The following is a 25,397-nucleotide window of genomic DNA, read 5'->3' as shown; positions in this document are numbered from 1 at the left end:
GGGTTCGTTATTAATAGATCGCTTCCCAGCCTGCAGGAGTGACGAACAGGCGAATCGCCTTGATTTTGCGGTCGTCCATCAGAGTGAAGTAGTGGCGGTAGTTCGGTGGTACGGAGATCAGATCGCCTGGCTCCAGCTCGACGTCGAAGTAGCGACCATCTTTGCCTTTGATGGCGAAAATGCCGTGACCATCGACGCAGAAGCGGCACTCATCGTCGGTGTGGTGATGCTCGCCCTTGAATTTCACCAGCAGCTCGTCGAGGTTAGGCGTTTTGTCAGAGAGGACGATAATGTCCGCTGTCAAATAACCGCGACGTTGGCTGATCGCATCGATTTCGGACTTGAAGGTGTCGAGAATCTCTTGTTTTTCCTCGTCAGTCGGGCTGTAGTTATCACGGTGCTTCGGATCAAGGCGATCCACGCCCCATTTTTCGTAAATGATCTCTTGAGTGTCCAGGAAGGAGACAACTTCCTCGGGTGCTGAGATGTACTCATTGTTGTCGTGAAAACGAATTTGTGCCATCGTTTATTCCTCCTTAATTGGTGGTTGTAGTGGACACGACTGCTTGGCGCAATTGCAGCCAGCGGGCGTGATACTCGAATAGGAATTCAAAAGCCTCCAGGTGGCGCTTAGCCTCGAAGTCATTGCCGCCCCACGTGTAGATCCCGTGGTTACGGATGAGTACGCCGGGAACCTCTGGTGTGATCACTTTTTCAATTTCGGCGGCCAAGGTCGGAATATCGGCAAAGTTCTCAACAATCGGAACAGTAATGCGTGCGTTTTCTTCCCAGATTCCGAGTCCCTTGATCAGCTCTTGTCCTTGAATGGAGAAAGCGCGTTGTCCAAAGTACAGCTCGGAAATGAGGTTGTTCCATACGGTATGGACATGGAAGCAAGCACCGGCCTTCGGGAACGATTTGTAGACGACGGCGTGGATGAGCGTTTCCGCGGAAGGCTTGAGCGTAGTTTCATCCACCGGACGCGAGTCTTGATCCACGACCAGATAATCTTCGGGAGACAGCTTGGTTTTGTCTTTGCCGCTTGCCGTTACGGCAAATTGCAAGGGAGCGTTTTGTATCTTAATCGAGAGATTGCCACTAGTGCCGGGAAACCAGTCCCGGCGGGCAAATGTTAGCTTGGCGTCATCCAGACGGCGAAAGGCATCCAGACGTTGTTCAAGTGTTGCGGTCATGAATTAGACAACCTCCTGTTGGACTTGCTGTAAAGTGCGAATCACGTCGTGGAATGTGGCAAACTTGCTATGCGGCAATTGCAGCTCTTCCGCTTTGTCAGCGAGGAAGTGACGGGCAATCACATAGTCAGCGATTTTGGCTCCAGCCAAATCCGTGATAGAGTCGCCGATGACGATGCGGAAATGGGTCGCTGGATCGTAACGGCGGATGATCGTCGTCTTGCACATACCGCAGCCGTTCGTGCAATGTTTATCGCAAGCGTTAGGCCATGTAATGGTGATCCGCTCTCCGCTAAAATCACTGCCGTTGCAGTAGATCGGAACATCGGAGAGATCAAAAGGGGCCAGGATAGGCTCCAGGAAAAAGTCGATGCCGCCACTCGTGATCAACAGCTCGATGCCTTCTTCGCGACAATAGCTCACGAATTCAGCAAATCCCGGGCGAATCGTCGCTTCATGGACAATAAAATCGATAATGTCCTGGCGCAAGGAGGAGGGCAAGAGTTGGAACAGCTTGCCAACTCCTTCCTGAACGCTTATTTTTTGCGAAAGGATTTGCTCCGTCAAGGCTTCCCACTCAGGGGGAGCAAACTTGCGGACAATCGCTACAATGTTGTCTTTTTCGGTAATCGTTCCGTCGAAATCGCAGAACAGGACGAGCTTCTTGCTCATCGTGCGCCACCCCACTTTTCTAGGGCGATCGCCAGTTCTTGTGAATCAGCGGCGGCTTCTTCCAGTGTTCGGCCAGCAGTGACTGCCTCAATCGCAGCAACGAATGCTTTTGCTCCTGCGGTTGCTCCACCAGGATGACCGTGGATTCCGCCTCCTGCATTGACGATTTGATCCAGACCGAAGTCTTTATAAAGCTGTGGAACCAGTCCCGGATGAATGCCAGCAGAGGGAACCGGGAAGGAACGGCGTACACCATTCAGCGGGTCAGTCAAATGCTTGGCGAGCTGCAACGCTTCTGTCTTGTCCAGGGCGACGTTACCATATGGAGATGGGAAGAGCACCAAATCTGCACCAGCTACGCGCATCAACGTTCCGAGCAGAAGCGGGGTGGCGATACCGTAGTCGGGTGATGGATAGTAAGCGCCTGCCAATGCTGGATGCGCCATGATCGGTACGTGTACATCAGGATCGGCTGCCAAACGGTGCAGGGCATCAAAGCCAAAGGCCAGCACATTGAACAAGAGGCAGTCAGCACCCGCATCTACTGCACGTTTCGCTTTTTCGTTCAGTTCATGTACAGGTCCAGTCAGGTTGGCTGCATAGAGGACGGGCTTGCCTGTTTCGGCTTCGGTCTCCTGAGCGATCTGCTTGAACGCTTTGATCCTTTCGATAAAAGGAGCGCGGTCATCTGCAAAGAAGATTTCGTCATCTTTCACCAGATCGACTCCGCCCAAGGCTTGTGCCCGGAATTGCGTTTTCAGGTCGTCGAAAGGAAGGCCCAGGCACGATTTGAAAATGCTCATCAAGAGCGGTCGGTTATGTGCTGCTAAACGTTCGCGCAGACCGTCAATGCCGAACTTCGGTCCAGGAAAAGCCTGAAGGAACGAGTCAGGAAAAACGATGTCGACGAGCTTGATTTTGCCATCCATCGATAGTTTGCCGAATATTCCGGTCAACAAGGATGGAATGTCTGCTGTAAAATTACGAGTCGGATAGCTGACGGTAATCAAACCGCGTGTTTCTCCGTTTTCCAGTGTCTCAAGTGGTGTCGCGCTCACGGCTTCACCAAGATACGGCGCTAGCTCAGCTTGCTTGGCAAGCGGTAGGTCCGTCCAGGAACCGACTGTCATGCCGACAGCTATGGCTTGTGCCTTTTTGTTCAAGTCTTTTGCTTGTGTGAGATAGGTGACGAGGATACGTTGTTCACTCATGGTACGTCTAATCCTCCTTGATAAATTAAAAAAGCCTCCCCATTGAGCGGGGAGGCGGTTGTCGACTAGGAAAGCGTCTCGTCTCCTCTCATCTCTCGGGTCAGTAGCCGAGATGAGCCAAAAAAAGCTCGATCTCGACTCTTATCCGTTGGAATTAGCACCGTTTCGCTATCCAAGGTACGCATCATCAGCGTACGATTCATGGTATAGCGCCGGTTGCCGGGCATCATAGGGCCAGTCCCTCAGCCAGCTCGCGATAAGAGTTATTCGTTTCCCCCATGATATGACGTTCATTGTCAGGAGTCAATCTTTGTTTTTGCAGAGAATGTGCAGCAGGTTATTAGAAAAATAAGACGAAGGTGAAACTTTTTGGCAATTCTTTCGTGGTAAGGGAGGAAGGGGTGTGAACGGCTTGGGAAAGTAGGTCTGGAGGATGTGTACCAGCTGCATGTAAACGATATTTACCGCTATCTTTTCCGGCTGACACGAGATGAGAGACTGGCAGAGGATCTGACACAGGAAACCTTTTGTCGCGCCTTCTCTTCCTTGGATGACTACCGTGGGGAAAAAGTACGGCCCTGGCTGTTCAAGGTGGCCTATCACGCTTTCGTGGACGGTTATCGCAAGAAGACGAAACAACGATTTGCGTTTGTGGAAGCCTTGCCAGAGCGACGTGATCATTCGGTGGTTGATCCGGCAGAGCATGTCGTGAACAAGGAGCTGTGGGAAGTGGCCCATGACTATTTGGAGCAACTTCCGGAAAAGCAGAGACAGGTCATTTTGTTGTCTGCCATGCAGTTTTCCTACGCGGAAATGGCAGAGGTACTCGGAATCGAGCTGGCAGACGTCAAGCGTTCCTTGTTTCGGGGACGACAAAAGATGCGGCAGTTGTGGAGGGAGGAAAGCCGGTGATGAACAAGGATGAGAATCATCGCGAGCAAAGGTTGCTTGCTTATTTGCGTGGGGAAATGGCGGAAGAAGATTCGAAACAATTCGAGGAGGAAATAGCCGCTGACGAGGAATACGCACAGCGGTTGGAGAGGCTTTTGTTGGGGGAAGAAACGAGAGAGGACAACGTGAAAATAAAACAGCCTGAAACACTGTCCGCTGAAAAACAGCGTGCCATTGTTCGCCGGGGGAAATGGAAAAATCGGTTATACAACGCTGGATTCACAATAGGGCTTCCCTTTTTGGCAGGAGTTGTGTTGCTGATTCTGAATGGCTGGGTTGGGTCTCTGATGCATGAAGATCTGTTTCACGTTGCGAAGTCGATGGTCAATTTTACTCAACCAGGTGTGAGAGTGGGGAGTAGTGGTTCACAGGTCGGATTGCTGTACGGAAACATCAGCATGGAACTACGCGAGCGGGTTGGGGGAGAAGAAAAGAACGCGGGCCGATTTGAGAGTACGAATGTGCTATGGAACGTGAATGCCAAGCCGCAATGGACAGACGGGGTCAGAGAGCAAAAGCTGTTTTTCCGTTATCCGACAGAGGGGGAAACGGAGGATACCATGTCTCTCACTTCGGCTGCCTGGACGACGATGGAGAAGCTGCCCGAGGGTACCGTTTCGCAGCTTGCGATATCATTTGATCACTTTTTGACGTATGACGAGTACTATAAACTGGTTACCCGCCATGTTAACTCTTCAGGACAAGATACAGTTTGGTTTGCGGTAGATACAGGAGTAGAGCTCAAGCAAGCTGAAAGCGATGCCGGAGATGTGCTGTTTGGCTCCGGGGAAGTATGGGGATTTGCCCAGCGAGAAATGGATTACGGTGGTGCATATGAAAAAGGGGATGGGGACAAGGTAATCGCAAACTATCTGGAGGAGATGAGGTATTTGTCAGAGCAAGAAGACCTGGCTCGCGATATCGGAAAATCCTTACTCTTTGGCAGAGATCTACAGATAGCAGAGCGATATAACTACATGCAGCAAAACGGAGTTCGAATCTACGGAGCCGTCCTCACCGGACCTACGAAAGAACTACTGAAGCTCAAGTCCGAAAAGTCGATAACAGCAGCGTTTCTAGGCAAGGTAAACTGGTGGAATTGGGAGCGACCTGCGGCATCGGGAACACAATACAGCTACTGATAGCAAGGTGCGAATTTTTGCACAAAAGGGTGTTGACATCGTGGAAGCGTTGGTTGTATGATTCAAACTAAATCAAAAACCGAATACGTTTTGGATACCTTATCCAGAGAAGGTGGAGGGACTGGCCCGATGATACCCGGCAACCGACATGACGCCATTCAGACGCAAGGAAGCGACTGATTGACAGGCGACATGCACGGTGCTAATTCCTGCAGAAACAAAAGTGGTCTGGAAGATAAGGGGGACATCAACACGGTTCTTACACGTGACGACAGCGACCTCTTTTCTTCGGGAAAAGAGGTCTTTTTATTGCTCCAGGGACACAAACAAGACAAGTAGAGATAGAGGAAAAATACGTAGAGGGGAGTTTTGGAATCATGGCATATCGCGCATTGACTGAACAGGAAGCAGTGGAGTACGTAAAAGGAATACCGGGTCTTTTTAGCGAAGGAGCCGATCTGACCAGTCGCGAAATTGGGGATGGCAACCTTAATCTGGTTTTTGACATTCAGGAGCCGGCAACCGGTAAGAGCGTCATTGTCAAGCAAGCACTGCCTTTTGCCCGCGTCGTGGGAGAATCTTGGCCGCTTACGATTGATCGGGCTCGTATCGAGAGCGAGGCACTCCGCATTCAGCACAAATACGTTCCAGACTTGGTGCCGCAGGTGTATCATTTCGACGGGGAGCTTGCGTTGACTGTCATGGAAAACGTCGGGGACCACATCATCATGCGCAAAGGTCTGATCGAAGGAAAGCGGTACCCGCTATTTGCGAAGCAAATTGGTCGTTTTCTCGCGCAAACCTTGTTCTTTACATCCGATCTGGGCGCGCATCCGTACGATAAAAAAGCGCTAGTCGGAACATTCATAAATCCAGAATTATGCAAAATCACAGAAGACCTGGTTTTTACTGATCCGTATGAAAATGCGCCTACCAACGACTTCAATCCGTTGATTCGCCGGGAAGTCGAGGCGATCTGGAACAACAGGCCGCTGAAGCTGGAAATCGCCAAGCTGAAATACGATTTCCTTACGCGCGCAGAAGCGCTGCTGCATGGTGACTTGCATACCGGAAGTATTTTCATCACGGAAAACAGCCTGAAGGCAATCGATCCGGAGTTCGCTTACTACGGCCCAATCGGTTTTGACATTGGGGCGATTATAGCCAATCTGCTGCTCAACTACGCAGGACAGCACGGTCTGCAAAAAGATCAAGGAGAACGGGAAGCGTACCGCGAATACTTACTGGAAACGGTCGAGGATGTCTGGAATGAATTCGTTTCGCAATTCGTTCAGCTCTGGCACAAGCACGCCAAAGAACGCAGTGCCCATGTCGAGGGACTGTGGCAAAGCTACGTGAAGCGCTTGATTCAGGATACAGCAGGCTATGCCGGATGCAAAATCTTGCGCCGTGTCATCGGCTTGGCAGGTGTAGCGGATCTGAATGCCATTGAAGACGACCAGACTCGCGCAGAAGCAGAGCGTCTGGCTCTCTCGATTGGAGAAGCGCTGATTCTCGGTCGCGGCAGCATAGACGAATCGACAGATATCACGGACATCGTACGCACTGTGACCGAACGTTACTATCAGGAGGCAACGACAGTATGACAACCAGCACCCAATTGGCACCTGTTAAGTGGGAGAATGACGCATTGGTCTTGCTTGACCAGACACGTCTGCCAGTAGAAACGATCTATTTGAACTTGACTACCTCCGAGCAAGTATGGGGTTCCATCCGTCGTTTGGAAGTGCGTGGCGCACCAGCGATTGGCATGGCGGCGGCTTACGGACTCTACCTTGGGATTCGTGGCAGTGAAGCGAGTAACTACGACGAGTTTTGGCAGGAACTGAACCAGCAGGCAGACTACCTGGGCTCTTCCCGTCCGACAGCCGTGAATCTGTTCTGGGCATTGGATCGCATCAAAGCTCGTGTTGAAAAAGAAAGCGGAGCGTCGATTGCCGAGTTGAAGGCGGCAGTGCTTGATGAAGCACTGGCGATTCAAAAGGAAGACGCTGAAGTATGCCAGACCATCGGAGAACATCTGCTCACACTGTTGCATGACGGTATGGGAATTCTCACGCACTGTAATCCAGGGGCATTGGCTACAGCAGCGTACGGTACGGCTACCGCTCCCTTTTATTTGGCAAAGGAACGCGGCTGGAACCTGAAGGTGTACGCGGACGAAACCCGTCCTGTCCTGCAAGGCGCTCGTCTTACTGCATTTGAATTGCAGCAGGCAGGGATTGATGTGACGCTGATCTGCGACAACATGGCCGCGATGGTAATGTCCCAAGGGAAAGTAGAGGCTGTCATCGTGGGTACAGACCGCGTAGCAGCGAATGGCGATGTCGCCAACAAGATCGGTACGTATGGGGTAGCGGTATTGGCAAAAGCTCACGGCATTCCTTTTTACGTGGCAGCTCCCTTGTCCTCTGTTGATCTGGAGACACCGACAGGCGCAGATATTCCGATTGAAGAGCGTCCAGCCGAGGAAATTACCCATGGATTGGGCAAACAGGTGGCTCCAGACGATATCAAGGTGTACAATCCTGCGTTCGATGTAACGCCTGCGAAGTACATTACAGCAATCGTTACGGAGACAGGCATTTTCAAGCCAGAAGAGATCGGCAATAGCAAAAAATAAAAGAACTATTTTAAGCGTTCGCCCTGTTGTTACTGGCGGGCGCTTTTTGCTCATTTTGGTGTTTTCCAGTAAAATAGCCAAGAAAAGGGGAGATTCGTATGCAACCGATTCAACGGATAGCCATCAATGAAGATACGTACTTGAAACAATTAGAATTAGCTGATGCTGAGGAGTTATTTTTGCTTACGGATTCGAACCGGGAGAGTCTTATGGAATGGCTGCCGTGGCTGAATTATACGAAGAAGGTAGAGGATTCGCGCCAATTCATCCAAGCGACGATCAACCAGTACAACGATAATCGGGGCATCAACTACGGTATTTGGTACCAAGGACGTCTGGCTGGTACAGTCGGTGTACATACGGTGGATTGGATTAACAAAAAGACGTCCATTGGCTATTGGCTGGGTGCGCAATTTCAGGGCAAGGGCCTGATGACAGAAGCAGTGGCGACCTACTTGGACGTATTGATCTTCGGGTCGTGGGATTTGGAAAAAGTAACGATTCAGGCTGCTACGGAAAACTTCAAGAGCAGATCGATCCCCGAACGATTAGGGTTTCAACTGGAAGGGATACTACGCCGGAATGAATTCCTTTACGATCATTACGTGGATCATGCCACTTACAGCCTGCTAAAAGAAGAATGGCTCGACTGGAAAACCGATAAAAAATCTTAGATCGAACTGTATGCTTCGATTGACAATGAAAATTCTGTAAATTACGATGGTGAAGACAGATCAAGAGGGCTGCGTGTGATTCGCAAGCCCTTTTTTAGTCGTGCTGTTAGGTTTGAATAAATAGAGGTGATTTATATGCAGACACTTCGGCAATTATCTTGGTTTTTTCGTGCCTATTGGAAACGGTACGTCATTGGGATCTCTGTGCTGTTTATTATCGATGTGCTCATGCTTTGGCCGCCGAAATTAATTGGCGACACGGTGGATTCGATTCGCAACAGTTCCCTGACGGACGCTGACTTGACGCAAACAGTGGTCATCTTGCTCATTTTGGGTGTTAGCTTGTATGGATTGCGGTTTCTCTGGCGGTATTTGTTAAATGGAGGAGCTTTGATACTGGAGAGGACGTTGCGTGAGCGACTGTTTGCCCATTTGACGAGAATGACTCCGTCGTTTTTTCATCGCAAACGCAGTGGCGATCTGATGGCCGTCGCTACCAACGACATTCCTGCCATTGAACAAACGGCCAGTACAGGGGTGCTTACGCTTGTCGATGCGCTGTTCATGACCGTGTTAACGCTGGGCGTCATGGTGACCGCGATTGATTGGAAGCTGACGCTGGCGGCACTGATCCCGATGCCGTTTTTGGCTTGGTCAACGGCGTACTATGGAAGGTTGCTGCATGAGCGCTTTTACTTGGCGCAGGAAGCATTCGGAGAGATGAATGATCATGTCCAACAATCTGTGTCAGGCGTTCGGGTATTGAGAGCGTTTGTACAGGAAAAGGCCGATATCGAGGCGTATCGCCGGGTCAGTGAAAAAACGTTGGAGCGAAATGTGAGCGTTTCGCGGATCGACGCCCTGTTCGAGCCGACGATCGCGATTATTATTGGCTTCAGCTTTTTGATCGGGCTGGGCTATGGGACGTATTTGGTGTTCACCAGCGCCATCTCCTTAGGGGATTTGGTTGCGTTCAATTTATACTTGGGTCTTTTAATTTGGCCGATGTTCGCCTTTGGTTGGCTTGTCAATGTGTTGCAACGCGGTGGTGCTTCCCACAAGCGTTTCACAGAACTAATGGTGGAGCAGCCAGATGTGACGGAGGCAGCGAATCCGGTCACGAGCCAAATCGCCAATACTGTAGAAGCACGCCATTTTTCTTTTACGTATCCGGGCACTGACAAGCCGGCACTCACCGACATCTCGTTTCGTTTGGGTGAAGGAGAGACGCTTGGGATTGTCGGACGGACAGGAAGCGGCAAGTCGACGCTATGTCGTGCCTTATTGCATCAATATCAGATGAAGGAACAAGCTTTGTTTATCGGGGGCATCCCGATCGAAGGACTCGCATTCGATACGCTGCGGGAAAAAATCGGCTACGTGCCTCAGGAGCATCTGCTGTTCTCACGGACGATTGTCGAAAATGTTGCATTCGGGAAACCACAAGCGACGACCGAGGAAGTGATGCATGCGTTGGAGCTTGCGGAGATGAAGAGAGATCTGGAGCAATTCAGAGATGGATTGCAAACCATGGTTGGAGAGAAGGGGGTCACCCTCTCCGGGGGGCAAAAACAGCGCATTTCCATTGCACGCGCTCTTTTGATGGATGCGGGAATCCTGATTCTCGATGATTCATTATCGGCTGTGGACGCCCGGACTGAGGAGAGCATCCTTCGTCATCTGAGACAGGAACGCGCGGATAAAACGACGATTATTACCGCTCATCGTCTGTCTGCCGTCCAGCATGCCCAACTGATTCTCGTACTGGATGAGGGGCAGATCGTCGAACGGGGGACACATGACGAGCTGATGCAGCGCAACGGCTGGTATGCAGAGCAGTACCGTCGTCAGCAGATGGAACAGGATGTGGCTGGTTGAGAGAGGGGGAAGGCGTTTCATGAGCAAAGAAAATGTATGGGGGCGTTTGACCGAGTACGCCAGGCCATTTCAAAAGCAAATACTAGGCGCGTTGTTTCTGCTCTTGCTGGGAACGAGTGCAGAGTTGGCAGGTCCTTTTTTAGCCAAGGTCATGATTGATAATCACATCCTGGCGATCCAAAAGCCTTGGTATCAACTGGACGAAGTGCCACCACAAGCAGCGGGGCAAGTCGCCTCACTGAACGGTACGAACTATATTCGTGAAGATGTTGCAGCAAAGATGGGTCTTGCTTTGGACAGTATCAAGCAAAAGGAAGTAAGCGTGCTGACAGAAGGCACGACCTATTACTTGGTTTCTGGCAAAGTAAATCCAAACACGCAGAAGCAATTCACTCCGATTGCGCCAGAAAACGGCAGGGAGCGCTTCGAGGTAACAACGAAGGATCAATCAGGTCAAAAGATGACCTCTACAGGCATTCGGCTGACCGCAGAGGAAGTCAAAGCGATGTATCAGGGGGATGTCCTGCCCATTGTCTGGCTGTCCGTAGGTTATGGAGCACTGATCTTGCTCTCTGCTGGATTCAATTACGTCCAGATTTTGTGGCTGCAAAAGATCGCTCAGCGCATCATTCAGCAAATGCGGATGAAGCTGTTTATCCATTTGCAAAAGCTCCCGGTTGCCTTTTTTGACAAAACGCCAGTAGGTGCGCTCGTCTCCCGTGTGAGCAATGATACAGAAGCCATCCGTGAGCTGTATGTAAGTGTACTCGCCACATTTGTACAAAACGGTCTTTATTTGATTGGAATCTTGATCGCACTCTACATCTTGCAGCCTGAGCTCGCCCTCTTCTGCTTTTTGACTGTGCCAGTGCTCGTACTGCTAGTCTACGTGTATCAAAAGTACAGTTCTCGCTACTATGCGGTGATTCGCGCGAAGCTCGGTGATATGAACACAACGATCAATGAAATGATCCAGAACATGACGATCGTGCAGGCTTTTCGCCGGGAGAAGGGTGTACAAAAGGAGTTCGCTGATGTAAACGAAGACTACTTCAAGGTGCGGATGAAAGAGATCAATCTGGAATCCTTGCTTTTGCGCCCAGCGGTAGATTTGATCTGGAAAGTTTCCTTGACCCTGATCGTCTGGTATTACGGCTCAACCTCCTTCCACAGCGCGATTTCCTTTGGTGCGCTTTTTGCTTTTGTTGATTACATGGGACGTTTTTTCGAACCAATCAACATGATCATGAATCGGTTGTCACAAATGCAGCAGGCGACCATTTCGGCGGGGCGCGTCTTCGAAATTATGGATGAGACCAAGGAGAAGAAAGAAACGGGTGCACAAATCGAGCGCCCGCGTGGAGAGGTTGTTTTTGATAACGTATCTTTTGCTTATCAAGGTGACGATTACGTCTTGAAAAACGTCTCCTTTACGGCGCAGCCTGGTCAGACGATTGCGTTGGTAGGACACACCGGATCGGGAAAAAGCTCTTTGATGAATTTGCTGCTCGGGTTCTATCCGGTGACGAAAGGGAGCATTTTGATCGACGGCCAAGATATGAGAAAGATTGATACGCACTCATTGCGCAGTCATGTCGGACTCGTTTTGCAGGACCCGTTCTTGTTTACGGGAAGCATTGGATTCAATATTCGTATGTACAAGGATACGATTACGGATGAAGAAGTGAAGCGGGCTGCAAAAGCCGTACGTGCTGACGAATTCATTTCCAAGCTCCCGGGTGGTTATGACGAACCAGTCGTCGAGCGAGGCATGACGCTATCCGCAGGCCAACGCCAATTGATCTCTTTTGCTCGGGCACTGGCTGCTGATCCTGCGATGCTGATCTTGGATGAAGCAACGGCAAGCATTGACAGCGAAACAGAGCTAGCCATTCAGGAAGCGTTGCATGTACTATCAAAAGGTAGGACGACATTTATCATTGCACATCGATTGTCGACGATTCAGCATGCCGACCAGATTCTTGTTTTGTCCCGGGGAGAAATCATGGAGAGAGGTACACATGATGAACTCATGGCGCAAAATGGACTTTATCAAAAAATGTATCAGCTTCAACAGGGGAGTGCTTCCGTAGAGAGTGCTTAGTAGGGAGCTAGGAAGGAGAAACAACACCATGTCACAGTCACGTTACACCTTTTGGGTGTTGATTTTGGTTGTTGGTATTGCGGGGTTAAGCCAAGGCTTGACGATCCCGATGCTGACGGTATTATTGGAAAAACAAGGTGTATCATCCGTGATGAACGGACTCAACGCCGCTGCCTTGTATATTGGGATGGTCATGGTCAATCCATTTTTGGAAATCCCACTGCGGCGGATTGGATACCGATCCACGATATTATGGGGGTTGCTGTTGGTGACAATCGCAACAGCACTCATCCCGATGTTTAGCCATTTGGCGGTCTGGTTCGTACTACGCTTACTGATGGGTGTGGGCGATAGCGGTTTACATTACGCCAGCCAGATGTGGGTGACCAAGATTGCCGCTCCCGAGAATCGTGGACGCGATCTTTCCATTTACGGGCTGGCATATGGCGTGGGCTTTAGTATTGGTCCATTAGGCTTAAGCGTGCTGCATTTGGGGATTTGGGTACCTTTTGGCGGCTTGCTCGTTCTGTATCTGATTGCCTTTTTATTATTATCCCGAATCAAAAATGAGTTCCCTGCACAGATTGAACAAACGGAAAAGAAGCAAAACAAGTATGCATTTGTTTTGCGACTTGCCTGGCTGGCGCTGATTCCTTCGTTTTTGTACGGATTCATGGAGACGTCACTCAACGGTAGTTTTCCCGTTTATGCCTTGCGTACCGGCTTGTCCGTTGAATGGGTTTCCTTGATCCTTCCGTCGTTTGTTGTGGGAAGCATTATCTTGCAGATGCCGCTGGGGGCATTGAGTGACCGCATCGGACGCAAGCAGGTCATGCTCGTGTGTGCCCTTGTAGGGGGATTGGCCTTCTTCCTGTTCCCGTTTGCAGGTGAAAACGTATGGCTGATGATGCTGTTGTTGGCCATAGCAGGAGCAGCAGTCGGTTCCTTTTACTCGCTGGGCTTGGCTTTTTCGGCAGATATTTTACCAGCATCGATGGTTCCTACCGCAGGAATTATCGCGGGCGTCAATTTTGGTGTTGCCAGTATTTTGGCTCCGAATGTGAATGGTCTGTTGATGGACGTGTGGGAGCCGTGGACGATCTTTTGGCTGATGGGATCACTGCTCATTGTTTTTGCGGCAGCATGTCTGTTTTTCAAACAAAAAGCTACCCAAGAACAGACGTATTCGATGCCGTTGCAAAAACAGGGGTAAAAACAAGGATGGATAAGCTTCGCCAAGAATTTTGGCGGGGCTTTTATTTTTATTGCCCAAAAAAAGCATAAACGGGCATCAAGGAGGGAAGCGTATGAATAGTAAGTAGAACAGCATGATTGGAAGGGGTTACCCGATGCTGACACCATGCATTTTCAGAAGAGGCATTGCCTGGATCTTATTTTTCGTGCTCAGTCTGGTAATCATCCCGTTTTTCTCAGATGACGGCCAGGCTCCGACACCGTCTGCACCTGCACCTGCCACTACAAATGCAACTTCGCAGCCATAGCTTTGCTCTTGTGTACACAGCAAAAAGACACGTCACCGACGATGGCGTGTCTTTTTGCTGTAGTATTAGCGAGTAACAAAATTTTGCGTGAAATACGGGCGGCCATCTTTCATAACGATACCAACGCCAAGCTGCTTGAATTTTGGAGAGAGCAAGTTTTGACGATGACCTGCGGAGTTCATCCAGCTTATATGGGCTTCGACTCCGTCTAGTTGGCCGTAGGCAATATTTTCACCAGCTGAGCTGTAACGAATGCCGGCTTGCTTCAAACGATCAAACGGACTTCCCGTAGATGGGGAGGTATGGTTGAAAAAGTTGTTCTGGGCCATGTCTTGGCTGTGTGCTCTGGCTACTGCTGCAACTTGTTCATCCCAAGTGATAACAGGGAGCTTGGCACGTTGCCTTGCCACGTTGAGCAAGTCCAAATTTTGTTTCTCGTATGCAAGCGCTGCTTGCTTTATTTGTGCGTCTGTCAGTTTTGGCAGTTCCGGTAATTTCGTATAGGAAATGGGATACATCAAACCAATCGCGATGGTAGCAAAATGCTCTGGAGTAGAGATACGCACTCCTGTGACCTTATTTCCACCCAACTGATCGATAGAGAAGGTGATCGCCTGATTGTTTTGGATATAGGTCGGATGAGCAAGGGTATTTTTTTGGATACGCAGACTTGGTGTGATCGTCAACGTGTTTTGCGGTGCACCCCAGCTATTTTGTAGGTCTTTGGTAGCGGAACCAATCGAGATGCCATTCAGATTCAGCTTGGCGCCATTGGTAAACAACGTCACGACCTTGCCGTTTTGTATGCCGACTTGAATGTAGTTGTTCAAATCTTGATTGTAAATCCACCATTCCACGCCCGTATGACTAGCATCAATGCGGGCCGGCTTGCCTAATGTTTGTTCTACCTGTGCGGTGCTCATTCCTAGCTGAAGGTTATAGACGTCATTCGTTTTATCGGCTGCTGCTTGAGGGACAGCAGATGCTGCTGAAACAGGAAGGACAGGGGCAACGTGGCCGAGCAGAGCCAGCGAAAGGCTCAGGGCGAGGATGCTGGTTACTTTCTGTTTACGCATGTATCTTCCTCCTCGGTTGGGATAGGATCTGCCTTGTTGGTAATGGTATCGGCAGGAAGCCGCTACAAAAATAGGGACCAAGGATGCAAAAATAAAAACCCCCGCTATAGAGCGGAGGTTACGGTCGACGATCCCGGATGACATACGTTTTGGCAATCAGATCATGCCAGCCTTGCTTACGTGGGTGCCATGCAACCCATAGATAGCCCAGTCCGAATACGAGTGAAGCAAGGAATTTGCCGATGACTTCGCGCAATAATACCTGCCCGCCTGTCAGATTGCCTCGCGTCTGTCTTGCACTGATGACACGGATGCCTGTGATCAGCTTTCCCAAGGTTTGTCCGGTCCACCAGGTCAGCAAGATCATATAGAGGAGATCAAACAACGCCTCTACCAAATCGATGAAGTGAAAAGAGGCGTAAGGAACGGCAAAAACACGCCGTAACGGATTGAAAACGAGGTAGCTAATCCCGATCAAGAACATCGAATCAAGGAGTGAGGCTACGACACGAATCCAGAAGCCTGCATACGAATGCTGTGGATGGGCTTCTTGATAGGGTTCATGGGATACAGGATCATGTGCTTTTTCATCGTCGGGAAGCTGGTTCATGATAAGCCACTCCTTTCCGTAATAACAGGCTAGGGCATGAACTGATACAGGAGGCGAGGTGAACTTTGGCGATCCCATATTCGATTGAGACCAAGTGGATCAGGATTCGACCAGTACTGCTTCATACTGAATAACAGCTTGCTGATGGAGAGCTGGTCTGCATAGCGAATGACCATGGCTTCTTTTTCACCAGACAAAGAGAGAGCGTAGCGTGTCGCTTCCTCCAAATCACCGAATTCATCGATGAGCCCCAGTCGTTTTGCTTGCTCACCGGAATAGACACGGCCGTCAGCGATTTCCAGCACGCGTTGGCGGGAGAGGTTGCGGCCCTTCACGATGACGTCGACGAAATTGTTGTAGCTTTCGTTGACAAGTGTTTGGAAAATGTGCCGTTCTGGGTCCGTCAGTGGCCGGGCTGGACTGCCAATATCCTTGAAGCGCCCGCTTTTGATCGCGTATTGATGTACACCCAGCTTGTTCGCAGCTTCACTATAGTTAAACAGGTTGAAAATGACCCCGAGACTACCGGTCAGTGTGTTGGGATTGGCAAAAATCGCATCGCCTGTTGTGGCCAAGTAATAGCCGCCTGAGGCTGCTGTGGAACCCATGCTGACGACAATGGGAAGATTGCGAACCTGCTTGAGCCGTAGCAAGCGTCTGTGTAGTTCATCTGTGGCGACGACCTCTCCACCTGGACTATCAATGCGAAGGACCACGGCTTTCACCATCTGATCCTCTTCAATTCGGCGGAGCTGTTCAGTCAATAGTTCCGTCATCGAAGGCAGCCCAGAGCTATTTTGTTGCCCCGAAATAACGCCGTTCACAAAGAGTTGTACAACTTTGCTGTTGCCATACCCCGATACCACATTTTCTTCCCAGGCGAACCCAGGATGGTCGACGAGATCTGTATAAGTCCCGTAAATACCCTCCACCAAAAGCCCGAATAGAAAAACGACCAGTACAATTACGAGAGCGACCCACTTTTTTCGATGCATGAAAACCACCTCGCACTTAGCATGAGCCGTCGAGGGCAGAGTTACGCATGGAACGAGCATTGGAAAAAATGGGATGGACGCGACCGTCTACGAGGAAGGAAACCAAAGGCTGAACAGTAAATTCATGCAATCTTTAGACTATTGCGGTAAAATGTAATCACAAGGACTACAAGCTTGTTTTATCGTAATAGGGGGACAGACAAATGATTATACAGGTGTCGGATTTGACGAAGAACTACGGCGATCTGAAAGTGTTGAAGGGCATTACGACTCAGGTAGCAGAAAAGGAAGTAGTCTGTGTCATTGGTCCGTCTGGCTCGGGCAAGAGCACGTTTTTACGTTGCTTGAATCAGTTGGAGGAAATGAGCAGCGGAAAAATTGTCATCAACGGACATGATTTGTCAGACCCCAAGACCGATATCAATAAAGTCAGAGAAGAGGTCGGGATGGTCTTTCAGCGCTTTAATCTCTTTCCGCATAAAACAGTGCTGGAAAACGTCATGCTGGCCCCTGTAAAAGTGAAGAAAATGTCCCAGGAAGAAGCCCGCAAGCAAGGCTTGGCTCTCTTACAGAAGGTTGGGCTTCAGGATAAGGCAGATGTGTATCCCGAGCGGCTGTCTGGCGGGCAGATGCAACGAGTCGCAATCGCAAGGGCGCTTGCCATGAATCCAAAGGTTATGCTGTTTGATGAGCCGACATCCGCCCTAGATCCGGAGCTGGTAGGTGAGGTGCTTGCCGTCATCAAAAATTTAGCCAAAGAAGGCATGACAATGGTGATCGTGACACACGAAATGAATTTTGCCAAGGAAGTGGGCGACCGAATCATTTTTATGGATCAAGGTATCATCATGGCAGAAGGACATCCCAGTGAGGTTTTTGGCAATAACGTTAACGATCGCTTGCGTTCGTTCTTGGGCAAGGTATTGGCGTAAAAAAGAAGGGCACCAGTTGCTTCGTTTCGCTTCAGGAAAACGAGGCACTGGTGCCGTATTATTTTGCTGCATCCAACAGTTGACTGACGGTGACAAATCGATAGCCCTGCGAACGCAAATCTGTGATGAGCTCCCGGAGTGCAGCGACTGTTTGCCGTTGGTTTAGACCCCCATCATGAAACAGGATGATATCCCCGGAGGAGACATTGCTCTTTACGCTTTTGGCAATGACGTTACCCGTGCGTGCCAAAGACCAATCACGAGGATCAATCGACCAGTGAATGATGTCGTAGCCACTGGACTGAACCGCATTCATGACGTCATGTGTCAGGATGCCGTAGGGAGGACGGTAGTATTGCGCCAAAATGCCGGTCGTTTTCAAAATGGAGCGTTCTGCATGCTTGATTTCTTCGTACACTTCATGCTCGGTCAGCTTGTTCAGATCAAAATGGTGGTAGCCGTGGTTGCCGATTTCATGCCCAGCCTTGTAAATCCACTGCATGACCTTTGGATGCTTGTCCACTTGGGAGCCAAGGACAAAAAACGTAGCGCGAACATTGTACTGATGCAGCACTTCAAGAATTTTGGGCGTATAGATAGCATCGGGCCCATCATCAAAAGTGAGAGCGACGACCTTTTTCTCTGTGTCAATTCTGTGGATCGGCTCATACGAAGGCAGTGTTTGCTGGGCAAAAGCAGGTAGGGTGCCGTAGCCAAGAAGGCAGGCGAAAAGCAAAGCGTATCGTATGCATTTGCGCATGAACAATCGCCTCCTTCTTCTGGGATGTGATTAGGTTCACCTCCTGTCAGGGAAAACATGCTACCAAAAGAAAACAGCGGTCAGAGTAGGTGGCGATTATGTTAAAATGGAAGAACCGTACATAGGAGAGGAGAGAGTTTGGTGGAACTCCGCGGTATTTTGCAAGGACTAACACACGAGTACCATGGAGGGGACAAGCCGGTAGACTACTATTTGAATATCGGTGAAGATCGCCTTCCGCTTAATGAATGGCTGGGCAGTGAATTGACGATTTCGTTTTTAGGCGAAAAAAATTGCATTGCCTGTGGCCGCAAAACAAACAAGACGTTTAACAGCGGGTATTGCTATCCCTGTTTTACCAAACTGCCGGAAAATGACTTATGCATCGTCAAGCCGCATGAATGTCATTTTGACTTGGGGACTTGCCGGGATGAGAGCTTCGGCGAGAGATATTGCATGATTCCTCATTTTGTCTATCTGGCAGTGTCAAGTGATATAAAGGTAGGATTGACTCGCAAGCATAATGAATTGAGACGCTGGGTGGATCAAGGCGCAATTCGCGCGATTCCGATTGCGGAGGTTCCGACTCGTCGGATGGCTGGGGAGCTTGAATTCCACTTGAGCCAGTTTTTGCCGGACAAGACCAACTGGCGCAAAATGCTTAAAGGAGATGTGAAGGAAATCGACTTGCTCGCCATGCGTGACGAAGTGTACGGTCATTTTCCTGAACAGTTTAAAGCATTCCAATATCGCGAGGACGAATGGGTAGATATTGCCTATCCGATCTTGGAGTCACTGGATAAAATCAATTCCAAGTCACTTGATAAAGAAGAACAGCTCGGCGGTCGATTGATCGGTGTGAAAGCACAGTATTTGATCTTTGATAATGGTGTATTCCAGGCGAGAAAGCACGCTGGCTACCAAGTGGAGATCAAAGCGAAACCATCTGCATAATGACGTGCAAACTCCTCACACTAGGACATGTGAAGGAGGATGGGCAGATGGATGAGCACATTGAGTACACCATGCCGTTAACCGGGACACTGGCTGAGGCTGTGGAAGACCAGAATGCCAAGCAACTAGGGGTGCCCTATTCGCCACTTTCGCAAATGTGGCAGGTAAATCCGGATGCTCGGACGAATGAAGAAGAGACTGCGAAAAGCAGGCGCAATGAAAGCAACATGCCGCAATAGCAGCTTACGTATGAACGACAGCCAGAAGACAGGGATGGCTGTCGTTTTTGTTTAGCACGGTGAATACGTGAGGAGGCAGAGGTATGCAAGTCTGGTTGCATTCTTTTTGGGTAGCGATGGTGCTAATCGGTTGCATGTGGGGGATGTACGAAGTCGGGGCAAAGCAGATCGGAAATATGAATACGAAAAAAGCGGCACTTGAAACGCCGGTTACTACCATACAAGCGAGTCAGAGGTTGGTGGACCGTGACGCCGTTGTTGAAGCGTTTGAGCGGACAGACGACAAGGGTGTAGGCCTCGAGTATAACGAAGCTGAGCTGTTACAATTGCAAAACGATCCGGACAACCATAACTACAAAAAAGTTCTCCGCCGTTTTGTGCAGAGTGAGTTGAAAACGGAAATCGAGAGCTTTCAAACGATAGGCAGTCAATTAAATCCCAGGAGAATTCTTGTAGCGACGACAGACGGCATGCTGTACGAGGTGAGGATGAAAAAAAGGAGTAATCATCGGCAAATGTGGACGGTAGAAGGGTATAACATGACGGCTGGATATAGGACGGATGTGGAGCAAGAGCAAGACCTGCTGCCGGAAGATATGTATCCAACCTATCGTGTGATGGAGCTAGCCGAAGCCGATTTGCAAATCCAAGCGTGGGCGAAGCCGCTTATTCAAAACAGTCAGGGCCATACATTTCACAACACTCTAAACGGCAAAACCTATCTCTTGATCAAATCATCCCAGAGCGAAACAGATTCGGTGGAGATTGAGGGAATAAGAATCTGGGTGGAAGAAATGCTCGTCCATTATCAAACATATGAATTTGGAGAAGGGGCAGATCGGTCCATACTTAATAACTACTTGCTGATTGAAGTGCCGGAAACTACAGAATCTGACGTGACGTTTTACAATACGGTAACCGTTGTACGCTAGGTGTACTTCTTTTACAATGAAAGAAACAACGACATAAACCAAAAGTGAGGAAATACATATGACGATGAAAGCCTACCTATACAACAAATGTGATACTTGCCGCAAAGCGAAAAAATGGCTCACGGATCAAAATTTTGGCTTCGAAGAAATTCCGATTGTGGAAGCTCCGCCGTCCAAAGAAGAGCTGCGCCAAATTTGGCAGACAAGCGGCCTCGACTTGCGCAAGTTTTTCAATGTGAGTGGTGTTCATTACCGCGAGCTTGGCTTGAAGGACAAGCTTCCTACGATGACCGAGGATGAAATGCTTGAGCTATTGGCTTCCAATGGCAAACTGATCAAACGGCCTCTTATCGCTAGCGATCGTACTGTAACCCTTGGTTTCAAAGAAGAAGAACTGGAGAAGGCTTGGGGAGGGAAGGCATGATGCGCCAACCTTCTAAAAGACTGAACCATCTTTCCGCCGATATTTTTTCAGAGATGGAGGCTCGCAAAAGGGAGGTTGCCAAAACAAGAACGGTATACGACTTGAGCATCGGCAGTCCTGATCAGCAGCCTGACGAGAAGCTATTGCAAACGTTAATCCATTCCATCCAGCAACCAACTGCTTTTCGCTATCCATTGAGCGATGGAACGGCGGCCTTCCGGGAAGAGGTCGCCCGCTGGTATCAATATCGTTTTGGGGTGGAGTTGGCATCAGATGGGGAGGTACATTCCTTGATGGGGTCCCAGGATGGTTTGGCTCACTTTGCTTTGGCATGGACCGATCCTGGAGATATCGTCCTCGTACCTGATCCTGGGTATCCGATCTACGAAGGCAGCGTTCATTTGGCGGGAGCGGTACCTTACCGGATGCCTTTGCGGGCAGAAAATGAATTTTTGCCAAAGCTGACAGACATTCCAGAGGAGATAGCGGCTCGTGCAACGTTTATGATTCTGAACTATCCGAATAATCCGGTTTCCGCGGTCGCTACCCTTGCCTTTTTTGAAGAGGTCGTGGCTTTTGCCAAGCGGTTTGACATTATTGTGGTTCATGATTTGGCCTATTCGGAGATGGTGTTTGACGGCTACCAAGCGCCGAGCTTTTTGCAAGTGCCAGGAGCAAAGGAAGTGGGAATTGAATGTAACTCGTTTTCCAAGAGCTTCAACATGGCAGGTTGCCGGATCGCTTACGTTGTAGGAAATGCAGACATCATCAAGCCGCTTGCGATTGTGAAATCCAATATCGATTACGGTGTCTTTTTGCCTGTACAGCAAATGGCCATTGAGGCTTTGCGAAAGGATCGGGAATCGGGTGGGAAAAACACGGTTGCGCCTGTCTATCAGGAACGGCGTGATGTGTTGCTGGGGGCATTGGCAAAGGCAGGGTGGAGCATTCCATCTCCAAAGGCGACCATGTTCGTCTGGGCAGCAGTACCGAATGGTTGGACGTCACGAGAGTTTGCCTTTGCTTTACTGGAGAAAGCCGGAGTCGTGGTCGTTCCGGGAAGTGCCTTCGGTGAAGAAGGAGAAGGGTATGTTCGAATTGCTCTCGTCCAACCTCCCGAGATCCTTTTAGAGGCTGTGGCTGCCATCGATCAATCCGGGATTCTTCACATGAAAGCAAGCGTGTAGCGGTTGAAGTTAAAATAGAGGGGATGAGCTTTCATGCGTTTGCGCGAAGAAATGCCTGACTTTCCTGGGATTACGGAGTGGATCAACGGGCAGGTAACCAAAGCTGATTTAGTTGGAAGTCCAGTCTTGGTGCATATTTGGTCCGTCAGTTGTTACATGTGCAAGGAATCAATGCCAAGCATGAACGAATGGCGAGATCAATACGCTGCTAACGGTTTGAAGGTCATTGGAATTCATATCCCTCAATCGGAAAAAGATACACACATTGAGATGATCAAGAAGGCGATTGCAGAACAACATTTGACACACCCTATTGCAATCGATAATGATAGAGAGACAGTCGATGCATTCCAGAATGAATACGTCCCCGCTTTTTATTTGTTTGACGAGGCTCTTCAGTTACGTCATTTTCAGGCAGGAGAGAAGGGTCTCCAACTGGTAAAAAAACGCTTGTTCAGAATTTTGGGGATCGAAGAGGAATCCTAGAATGTTCGTCTAATTATGTATGTGTAATGGATTGTACCCGATAGGAGGATATGTAAACGATGGAATTCCCGAAAAATCTACGTTACAGTGAAGAGCATGAGTGGGTGCGAGTAGAAGGAAACAAGGCGTACATCGGAATCACTTCTTTTGCTCAATCAGAGCTGGGTGACATCGTGTTTGTCGAGTTGCCTGAGGTAGGCGCGACAATCCAACAGGATGAGCCGTTTGGCAGCGTGGAATCGGTAAAAACCGTTTCTGAACTGTACGCTCCTGTAACTGGTAAAGTAGTAGAAGTAAATGGCGAACTGGAAGATGCACCTGAACTGGTTAACTCCTCGCCATACGAGCAAGCATGGATGATCGTCGTCGAATTGTCTGATACGGCTGAGTTGGACAAGCTGATGGATGCAGACAAATACGAAGCGATGGTAAAAGAATAGGAAACAAAAAAGCCGGGGCTTTTGTGCTCCGGCTTTTCTTTATTGCTGGACGGACTACTCCAGCTTGAATGTTCGTACTGCATCATTAAGCTCTTCTGCCATTTTCGCCAGCATTGTTGCAGCTGAAGAGATTTCCTCCATGGAAGCGGTTTGTTCTTCCGCTGCTGCTGCAACCGTTTGAGAGTTGCCGGCTGATTGTTCTGCGATTTGTGTAATATGGGTAATGGCGGATACAATCGTTTGCATTTGCTGACTGATCTTGCTCATTTCCGTTGTCACTTCATTCATGCGGACGAGCAGCTCCGATGTGGAGCCAGTAATTTGCTCAAAAGCATTTCCTGTTGAGCGAACGAGAGTCATGCCTTCTCCCAAAATAGAAGAGCCATGATTCATTGCCGCGATCGCTGAGCCTGTATCCTGCTGAATCACGGTAACGATGTGACTGACCTGCTCGGCGGCTGAGCTCGACTGCTCAGCCAGTTTGCGCACCTCGTCGGCTACAACTGCAAAGCCTCGTCCTTGTTCTCCGGCGCGAGCCGCTTCAATAGCGGCGTTCAGAGCAAGCAGGTTGGTTTGATTGGCGATCGTCGTGATGAGTGAGATCATTTCTCCAATCTCTTGGGAGCGTTGGCCGAGCGTATTGACAATGGTAGAAGTCTTGGCCATTTGACTATGGATTACATTCATGTGCTCGACTGTTTTGGCTGCCATCTGATTGCCATCTGTGGCTTGGCGGTTCGCTTCTTGTGTAGAGAGATTTACATCCTCAATGCCTTTTTCCATCTCTTCGATGTGTACGGCAATCTCGTTGATGACTTCATAGCCTTGAACAGTCGCATCCACTTGCTGCTCCGTACCGTAGGCAATTTCTTGAACGGATTGTGCGATTTGCTCTGTTGCTTTGCTCGTCTGTTCCGCACTTGCCATCAATTGCTCAGACGTAGCAGCGACCTGCTGAGCGTTGAAGCTGACTTGACCCAGCGTTTCGCACAAGGTTGCCGTCATGGAGTTGAAGCGATTTGCCATAACCCCCATCTCGTCGGCAGTCTGAATATCCATGGAAGCGGTAAAATCGCCATTGGAGAGGGCATGCGCCAGCTGGTTGGCGCGATCGATTTGTTTGGTCAAGTATTTGCTGAAGTAATAAATGACAGCAATCATGATCAACAGACCGATCAGACTCACCATACAAAGCTCAAAGAACAAGTCGTAGAGTGGATCGGCAATTTCCTTTTCTGGCATCACGAGAGCGATTGTCCAGTTTGTATCACCTAACTCTTGAAAGTAAACACGATTGATCCCGTTTTCATCGTTAAACGTCTTCATTCCTGACTTCTCTTCTAGAAGAGAAGGACCTATTGCTGCCAAGGAAGCATTATCGTCAGATTGAACGGAATGATTCATCAGCTTGTCTGCTTGAGGATGAGCGAGGTATCTCCCTTTTTGATCCACCAAAAAGGCCCAGCCCGTTTCGCCTACTTTTGTACTGGAGACGAGCTTTTCCACGTCAGTGAGTGTAATATCGTCTGTGGCTACACCCAGAAGCTTTTTATCCGGCGTGTAAAAAGGAGCGACTACCGTCACCATGGAGACCTTGGAAACCTCGTCAAAGTACGGCTCGGAATAATCGGTTTCCTTCTTGGTCGAAATACCGACCTTGTACCAGTCTTGATTTGGATAGTTATAGGAATCGCTGCTGTACTCAGCTGTAATGGTAACCTTGCCGTCGGTCTTTGCCCCGTAAGTAGCAACGAGTTTCTTGTTCGGGTCAAAAGCGTAAGGTTCCATGAAAATTCCCATTCCAACCGTCGTATCATTAATGAGAACAGTTTTGGACAGCAGGGAATTTAACTGCTCCAGCGAATGTGTAACAGGACCCATCTCAATAAAGCGAGCCATACTCAGCGTTACCTTGCTATGGGCTTCCAGTTGCTTTTCCACATTACTGCCGACCATATCTAGTTGATAATTCATTTTGTCCTCAATTTCCCGATTGAGTTGGTCGACAGAGAACCAGAAACCGATACCCACGACGAGCAAAAGAGTCAAAATAATGACAGGCAGGGTAATGGTCAGTGTTCGAGCACGAAGACTTTTGAAACGAAACATGGAACCGCTCTCCTTTTGAAGTTTTGCTAAAATGATTATTATTCCTTATTATCGGATAGATTAAGACTATCTTGTATGATGGATTTAGGCAAACGAGGGAAAATATTCATACTAATCAGAAAATGTTGCAGGGATCTAAGTAAATCGAGTAAAATGGATAAACCAAATCTTTATGCGATTTCCTTCATTGGTATCATTTGCGGGTGGAGTGTTAGTGGGAATATAGGCTACAATGCGGATACAGACAAAGTTTCGACCAAAAAACGGACATGGACGTTTCAT

26 protein-coding genes and 2 riboswitches are annotated in these 25,397 nt (G+C 49.2%); of the genes, 16 read left to right on the top strand and 10 right to left on the bottom strand.

Going from position 1 to position 25,397, the window contains the following annotated elements; genetic code table 11:
• Nucleotides 1-10 precede the first annotated feature (10 nt).
• Genes HP568_RS11640 through HP568_RS11625 form a run of 4 tightly spaced genes read right to left on the bottom strand, consistent with a single transcriptional unit; the run spans nucleotide 11 to nucleotide 3,076 of the window.
• The gene (locus HP568_RS11640; protein ID WP_048034618.1) at nucleotides 11-523 is read right to left on the bottom strand and encodes a 1,2-dihydroxy-3-keto-5-methylthiopentene dioxygenase; all 513 of its coding nucleotides are present in this window, start codon (nucleotides 521-523) and stop codon (nucleotides 11-13) included.
• A gap of 13 nt (nucleotides 524-536) precedes the next feature.
• Nucleotides 537-1,193, bottom strand: a complete 657-nt coding sequence (locus HP568_RS11635) for a methylthioribulose 1-phosphate dehydratase (RefSeq protein WP_173629151.1) — start codon at nucleotides 1,191-1,193, stop codon at nucleotides 537-539.
• A 3-nt stretch (nucleotides 1,194-1,196) separates the two neighbouring features.
• A complete protein-coding gene (locus tag HP568_RS11630) occupies nucleotides 1,197-1,865 on the bottom strand; it encodes a 2-hydroxy-3-keto-5-methylthiopentenyl-1-phosphate phosphatase (RefSeq protein ID WP_048034616.1) in 669 nt (222 codons plus the stop codon).
• Nucleotides 1,862-3,076 (bottom strand): 2,3-diketo-5-methylthiopentyl-1-phosphate enolase, encoded by a 1,215-nt coding sequence (locus HP568_RS11625; RefSeq protein WP_048034615.1) that lies wholly within the window; start codon nucleotides 3,074-3,076, stop codon nucleotides 1,862-1,864. The genes HP568_RS11630 and HP568_RS11625 overlap by 4 nt, the downstream gene beginning before the upstream one ends.
• A gap of 85 nt (nucleotides 3,077-3,161) precedes the next feature.
• Nucleotides 3,162-3,339, bottom strand: a riboswitch (SAM riboswitch).
• A 172-nt stretch (nucleotides 3,340-3,511) separates the two neighbouring features.
• On the opposite strand from HP568_RS11625, the gene HP568_RS11620 reads away from it, so the two are divergent.
• From HP568_RS11620 to HP568_RS11585, 8 genes are all read left to right on the top strand, one after another.
• Nucleotides 3,512-3,988, top strand: coding sequence for a sigma-70 family RNA polymerase sigma factor (locus HP568_RS11620; RefSeq protein WP_053079628.1), 477 nt, complete (start codon nucleotides 3,512-3,514; stop codon nucleotides 3,986-3,988).
• On the top strand, nucleotides 3,988-5,169 hold the full coding sequence (locus HP568_RS11615; protein ID WP_173629150.1) for an anti-sigma factor: 1,182 nt from the start codon (nucleotides 3,988-3,990) through the stop codon (nucleotides 5,167-5,169). The genes HP568_RS11620 and HP568_RS11615 overlap by 1 nt, the downstream gene beginning before the upstream one ends.
• 96 nt (nucleotides 5,170-5,265) lie before the next feature.
• Nucleotides 5,266-5,411: riboswitch (SAM riboswitch) on the top strand.
• 135 nt (nucleotides 5,412-5,546) lie between these two features.
• Nucleotides 5,547-6,776, top strand: a complete 1,230-nt coding sequence (gene mtnK, locus HP568_RS11610) for an S-methyl-5-thioribose kinase (protein WP_173629149.1) — start codon at nucleotides 5,547-5,549, stop codon at nucleotides 6,774-6,776.
• Nucleotides 6,773-7,813: an S-methyl-5-thioribose-1-phosphate isomerase gene (mtnA, locus tag HP568_RS11605; RefSeq protein ID WP_173629148.1), complete on the top strand. Its 1,041-nt coding sequence runs from the start codon at nucleotides 6,773-6,775 to the stop codon at nucleotides 7,811-7,813. The genes mtnK and mtnA overlap by 4 nt, the downstream gene beginning before the upstream one ends.
• 98 nt (nucleotides 7,814-7,911) lie before the next feature.
• Entirely contained in the window at nucleotides 7,912-8,487 is a 576-nt protein-coding gene (locus HP568_RS11600; RefSeq protein ID WP_173629147.1) for a GNAT family N-acetyltransferase, read from the top strand.
• 135 nt (nucleotides 8,488-8,622) lie between these two features.
• Entirely contained in the window at nucleotides 8,623-10,365 is a 1,743-nt protein-coding gene (locus HP568_RS11595) for an ABC transporter ATP-binding protein (protein ID WP_048034609.1), read from the top strand.
• Nucleotides 10,366-10,384: 19 nt separating this feature from the next.
• On the top strand, nucleotides 10,385-12,469 hold the full coding sequence (locus HP568_RS11590) for an ABC transporter ATP-binding protein (RefSeq protein WP_173629146.1): 2,085 nt from the start codon (nucleotides 10,385-10,387) through the stop codon (nucleotides 12,467-12,469).
• 28 nt (nucleotides 12,470-12,497) lie between these two features.
• Nucleotides 12,498-13,682: an MFS transporter gene (locus HP568_RS11585; RefSeq protein WP_048034607.1), complete on the top strand. Its 1,185-nt coding sequence runs from the start codon at nucleotides 12,498-12,500 to the stop codon at nucleotides 13,680-13,682.
• Nucleotides 13,683-13,811: 129 nt separating this feature from the next.
• Here the strand turns inward: HP568_RS11585 and HP568_RS11580 are convergent, their stop codons facing one another.
• The 4 genes from HP568_RS11580 to sppA form a co-directional block, all read right to left on the bottom strand.
• Nucleotides 13,812-13,994: a hypothetical protein gene (locus tag HP568_RS11580; protein ID WP_048034606.1), complete on the bottom strand. Its 183-nt coding sequence runs from the start codon at nucleotides 13,992-13,994 to the stop codon at nucleotides 13,812-13,814.
• A gap of 42 nt (nucleotides 13,995-14,036) precedes the next feature.
• On the bottom strand, nucleotides 14,037-15,047 hold the full coding sequence (locus HP568_RS11575) for a CAP domain-containing protein (protein WP_254551156.1): 1,011 nt from the start codon (nucleotides 15,045-15,047) through the stop codon (nucleotides 14,037-14,039).
• A 118-nt stretch (nucleotides 15,048-15,165) separates the two neighbouring features.
• A complete protein-coding gene (locus HP568_RS11570) occupies nucleotides 15,166-15,657 on the bottom strand; it encodes an RDD family protein (protein WP_048034604.1) in 492 nt (163 codons plus the stop codon).
• Nucleotides 15,658-15,686: 29 nt separating this feature from the next.
• Nucleotides 15,687-16,652, bottom strand: a complete 966-nt coding sequence (gene sppA, locus HP568_RS11565; protein WP_173629145.1) for a signal peptide peptidase SppA — start codon at nucleotides 16,650-16,652, stop codon at nucleotides 15,687-15,689.
• Nucleotides 16,653-16,855: 203 nt separating this feature from the next.
• On the opposite strand from sppA, the gene HP568_RS11560 reads away from it, so the two are divergent.
• The gene (locus HP568_RS11560; RefSeq protein ID WP_082517261.1) at nucleotides 16,856-17,584 is read left to right on the top strand and encodes an amino acid ABC transporter ATP-binding protein; all 729 of its coding nucleotides are present in this window, start codon (nucleotides 16,856-16,858) and stop codon (nucleotides 17,582-17,584) included.
• A gap of 58 nt (nucleotides 17,585-17,642) precedes the next feature.
• Here HP568_RS11560 and HP568_RS11555 read toward each other — a convergent pair whose 3' ends face one another.
• Complete coding sequence (locus HP568_RS11555) at nucleotides 17,643-18,344, bottom strand: polysaccharide deacetylase family protein (RefSeq protein ID WP_173629144.1); 702 nt, start codon at nucleotides 18,342-18,344, stop codon at nucleotides 17,643-17,645.
• Nucleotides 18,345-18,485: 141 nt separating this feature from the next.
• Between HP568_RS11555 and HP568_RS11550 the strand changes: the two genes are divergently transcribed.
• The 7 genes from HP568_RS11550 to gcvH all read left to right on the top strand — a co-directional run bounded on the left by HP568_RS11550 (nucleotide 18,486) and on the right by gcvH (nucleotide 23,006).
• Nucleotides 18,486-19,298 (top strand): DUF2797 domain-containing protein, encoded by an 813-nt coding sequence (locus tag HP568_RS11550; RefSeq protein ID WP_048034602.1) that lies wholly within the window; start codon nucleotides 18,486-18,488, stop codon nucleotides 19,296-19,298.
• A 47-nt stretch (nucleotides 19,299-19,345) separates the two neighbouring features.
• Nucleotides 19,346-19,537 (top strand): hypothetical protein, encoded by a 192-nt coding sequence (locus HP568_RS11545; RefSeq protein ID WP_056491958.1) that lies wholly within the window; start codon nucleotides 19,346-19,348, stop codon nucleotides 19,535-19,537.
• Nucleotides 19,538-19,620: 83 nt separating this feature from the next.
• A complete protein-coding gene (locus HP568_RS11540; protein WP_173629143.1) occupies nucleotides 19,621-20,469 on the top strand; it encodes a hypothetical protein in 849 nt (282 codons plus the stop codon).
• A gap of 58 nt (nucleotides 20,470-20,527) precedes the next feature.
• On the top strand, nucleotides 20,528-20,893 hold the full coding sequence (locus HP568_RS11535) for an arsenate reductase family protein (protein ID WP_173629142.1): 366 nt from the start codon (nucleotides 20,528-20,530) through the stop codon (nucleotides 20,891-20,893).
• The gene (locus HP568_RS11530; protein ID WP_173629141.1) at nucleotides 20,890-22,080 is read left to right on the top strand and encodes an aminotransferase class I/II-fold pyridoxal phosphate-dependent enzyme; all 1,191 of its coding nucleotides are present in this window, start codon (nucleotides 20,890-20,892) and stop codon (nucleotides 22,078-22,080) included. Before HP568_RS11535 ends, HP568_RS11530 begins: the two co-directional genes overlap by 4 nt.
• Nucleotides 22,081-22,113: 33 nt before the next feature.
• Complete coding sequence (locus HP568_RS11525) at nucleotides 22,114-22,566, top strand: redoxin domain-containing protein (protein WP_173629140.1); 453 nt, start codon at nucleotides 22,114-22,116, stop codon at nucleotides 22,564-22,566.
• A 59-nt stretch (nucleotides 22,567-22,625) separates the two neighbouring features.
• A complete protein-coding gene (gene gcvH, locus HP568_RS11520; protein ID WP_047073101.1) occupies nucleotides 22,626-23,006 on the top strand; it encodes a glycine cleavage system protein GcvH in 381 nt (126 codons plus the stop codon).
• 54 nt (nucleotides 23,007-23,060) lie between these two features.
• Here the strand turns inward: gcvH and HP568_RS11515 are convergent, their stop codons facing one another.
• Nucleotides 23,061-25,115, bottom strand: coding sequence for a methyl-accepting chemotaxis protein (locus HP568_RS11515; protein WP_048034596.1), 2,055 nt, complete (start codon nucleotides 25,113-25,115; stop codon nucleotides 23,061-23,063).
• Nucleotides 25,116-25,397 lie beyond the last annotated feature (282 nt).

Origin of the sequence: Brevibacillus sp. MS2.2, assembly GCF_013284345.1 — a bacterium.
Lineage (GTDB): Bacteria > Bacillota > Bacilli > Brevibacillales > Brevibacillaceae > Brevibacillus > Brevibacillus brevis_C.
This window is presented reverse-complemented; position numbering and strand designations above follow the sequence as displayed.